Source organism: uncultured Thiodictyon sp. (genome assembly GCA_903837595.1).
Lineage (GTDB): Bacteria > Pseudomonadota > Gammaproteobacteria > Chromatiales > Chromatiaceae > Thiodictyon.
Map to the genome: position 1 here is coordinate 1 of CAILVI010000229.1, position 2,584 is coordinate 2,584.

Below are 2,584 nucleotides of genomic sequence, written 5' to 3' on the forward strand. Positions count from 1 at the left end.
GCCCGCCGCCGTCCGCGAGGACGGCCAGCGACGGCAGGCTAGAACGGATTCGCCGTGGTCCTCCATGGACGATCGGTTCCGGCCCCCGGGACGGTGGTCACCGAACGTGAGCGCACGGCGTGGTCCAGCATGACCCCGGTCGACCGAGCGCTGGATGTCCGGTGTGCAGCGCTTCAGACCCCGTCGGGTGTCGAGACCCTCGCCGCGGTCGCGGACCTGTCTTTCAGCATGACGGCGCGAACCCCGTGGTTTTCGTCGTCTGCACGCCTGGAGCATTCGCTCCCGGACAACGATCGCACGTGACACGGAGGTTCTTCGTTCACTTCACTCATCAGTCTGTTGTGGTCAACATGCCATCCACCGTGTGTCCGGCTTGCGGTGCACTCAAGCACCCATTGAAAGCCTGTTCTGAATGTAGGTTTACGCATCGCGGCAGTCCCGCATCGGTAACGTCCGCGGGCGCCGATCCGCACGTGCCCGTACCGGCTTTCCCACCACCGCCACGGTCGGAGCCACCGCAACTCGTCCGCGTCACAACGAAGCGCCGGGCGCGTCGGGTGTCCACCGAGTCGGTAAGTACTGCGGTGGATTAGATTGGAAGGGGAGGAGAGGGTACCGGCCGGCACTGCCGGGCATGGTGCCGATCTCGTCACGCTGGCGCAATGGACCGCAGTCTGGCGTGCAACGACCGCCCCGCGTTCGGGTCCCGGTGTCACACCGCAACGACCGGGAAGGGCGATAGGCGAGTGTCCGGCACCGCGCCAATGTTGACCCTTCAGCCAGGTACCCTGATGTCACCCGCGGCGATGCCGGCGGCGATCTGCTCCAGTACCTTGGCGATACGATACAGCCCGGGATAGGTGGCGCACAGGGCGGACAGTTCGTCCGGGTCGGTCCGGTCCATGAGCTGTTTGAACAGCGGCAAGTGGTCGGCCATCGCGACGAACAGCTCGATATCAGTGAGACCTCCCTGCGTCAGTGCCTTGATGCGGGCATCCAACGCTTCGGCTAGCAAGTGCGGCTCCGCGTCGGCGGGCGGTCTGGTGCCGCGCGCTGGCGCTGGCGCCAACTCCAGCCGATCGGTCGTGAGATCCAGCGCGGCGGCCTGGTCACGGCAGACCCAGTTGAGCAATCGGCCGGGCGGGCTCGGCCGCGCGCGAAACTGCGCCAAGGTCTCGCGATACTGCGCAGGCGTCGTCGTGGAAGCGTTGATCCGAGAGATGTTTTGCCGCAAGCCACCCAGGTCGCGCGGACCGATATCGGCGCGAAACGCGCACACCTGCTGTTCAGGGCCGAGGGTCAGGATGAAGTAATCGCTGCGCTCAAGCATGCGGCTCACGACGCGGCGGACCAGCGGATTGCTGGGATTGAGCAGCACGTTGTAGGTCGCGAACCCGTAGAACTCGAAGGTGAACTGAATCAACTCGAAATCGGCGCTACCCAACACCGCATGGCCCAGGTTGAAGCCCAGGTCGGTGGTGCCTGCCGGGATCTCCAGGCCCGGACGCAACGCCAAGACGGCGTACGGCTGATCGCGCTCCTCGATCATGCCGAGGGCGAAGCAGGGGGGGTCTTTGGCCACAAAGTCCTGGACGAATCGTCTGTTGAGGGTCAGCGTCGGTAGGCTCTTAGGTGACTTACTCATGGGTATACCAGCACGTGGCGCCGCCTGGGTAGTGGAGGATCGGGTCAGCTGGATGCGGTTGTTGGCGACGGGTCCTATCCCGTGCAACGATCGCGAAAGCCGATGGTACGCTACCCCAGCGGCGTCCCGAATGTCCAACCAGTGCTGGCGCGCGCCAGATGGCAGGAAGGAATTCGCTGGCCTCGGCCGCTGCCCAGAAGCGCCGACCGCGCTCGTTTCCTCGCCGGCCAGCTCAGGGTCCACCGGCCTTGCTGACCAGCGCCGTCTGAAACGGGGGTCTGACAAAGACCAGCGGGGTCAGGACCAGCGTCGCCACGAGACGCAAGTCCAGCAGGTCCAGGGCGAACTGTGCCAGCTTGCCCAGACCTTGGTCGCCAAACAAGAGGAGGTGACCCGCAGCGGCCAGGACTGCGCCCGGTTGTCCGCCGAGTTGGCCGATGCCAGCCGGGAGCTGCGTGAGTCCCAGCAGACGGTGCGCGAGGTCCAACGTGCCAGGGCTGAGATCACGGCAAATCCGTTCTACCCCGCGGTCGCTGGCCGTCCCCGCCGACGGCGGCGTGAGTTCTCGGTCATGCCCAGGTAGTCGAACACCAAGCCGACGTTGCGTGCCAGGCGCTGGATGGTGGCGGCGACGGTGCCGCGGGACTTCGCCTTGATAGCGCCGATGGCGAAGCGGCGTAGCGCGGTGATCTTCGCGGGACCGTGGCCGGTGCGGATCGTGCATCGGTCCTCGTCCCCGTTCCAATCGAGGATGTAAACCCCGCCTAGCGCGGGATACGTAATTTCTGTGATACTTTGCATCCCGTGCCGAGCACCCTGTCGGCCAGACCTGTCCCCGATACAAAAAGCACGCATCGTTTATGCTCAAACTCGATCTCGCGAAGTGGAATCAGATCCCGGACGACCTCAGGAAGGAGGCCATGAATGCCCCGCATGCCC

At 65.2% G+C, this 2,584-nt stretch carries 4 protein-coding genes; 1 reads left to right on the top strand and 3 read right to left on the bottom strand.

From position 1 onward, the window contains the following. Positions 1-129 precede the first annotated feature (129 nt). Positions 130-303 (top strand): hypothetical protein, encoded by a 174-nt coding sequence (locus tag QZY44_RS12295; protein WP_295446600.1) that lies wholly within the window; start codon positions 130-132, stop codon positions 301-303. Positions 304-775: 472 nt separating this feature from the next. Here QZY44_RS12295 and QZY44_RS12300 read toward each other — a convergent pair whose 3' ends face one another. From QZY44_RS12300 to QZY44_RS12310, 3 genes are all read right to left on the bottom strand, one after another. Then, the gene (locus QZY44_RS12300) at positions 776-1,645 is read right to left on the bottom strand and encodes a hypothetical protein (protein ID WP_295446602.1); all 870 of its coding nucleotides are present in this window, start codon (positions 1,643-1,645) and stop codon (positions 776-778) included. Between the two features lie 232 nt (positions 1,646-1,877). Then, the gene (locus QZY44_RS12305) at positions 1,878-2,132 is read right to left on the bottom strand and encodes a hypothetical protein (protein WP_295446603.1); all 255 of its coding nucleotides are present in this window, start codon (positions 2,130-2,132) and stop codon (positions 1,878-1,880) included. 32 nt (positions 2,133-2,164) lie between these two features. Continuing rightward, the gene (locus tag QZY44_RS12310) at positions 2,165-2,446 is read right to left on the bottom strand and encodes a hypothetical protein (protein WP_295446605.1); all 282 of its coding nucleotides are present in this window, start codon (positions 2,444-2,446) and stop codon (positions 2,165-2,167) included. Positions 2,447-2,584: the final 138 nt, after the last annotated feature.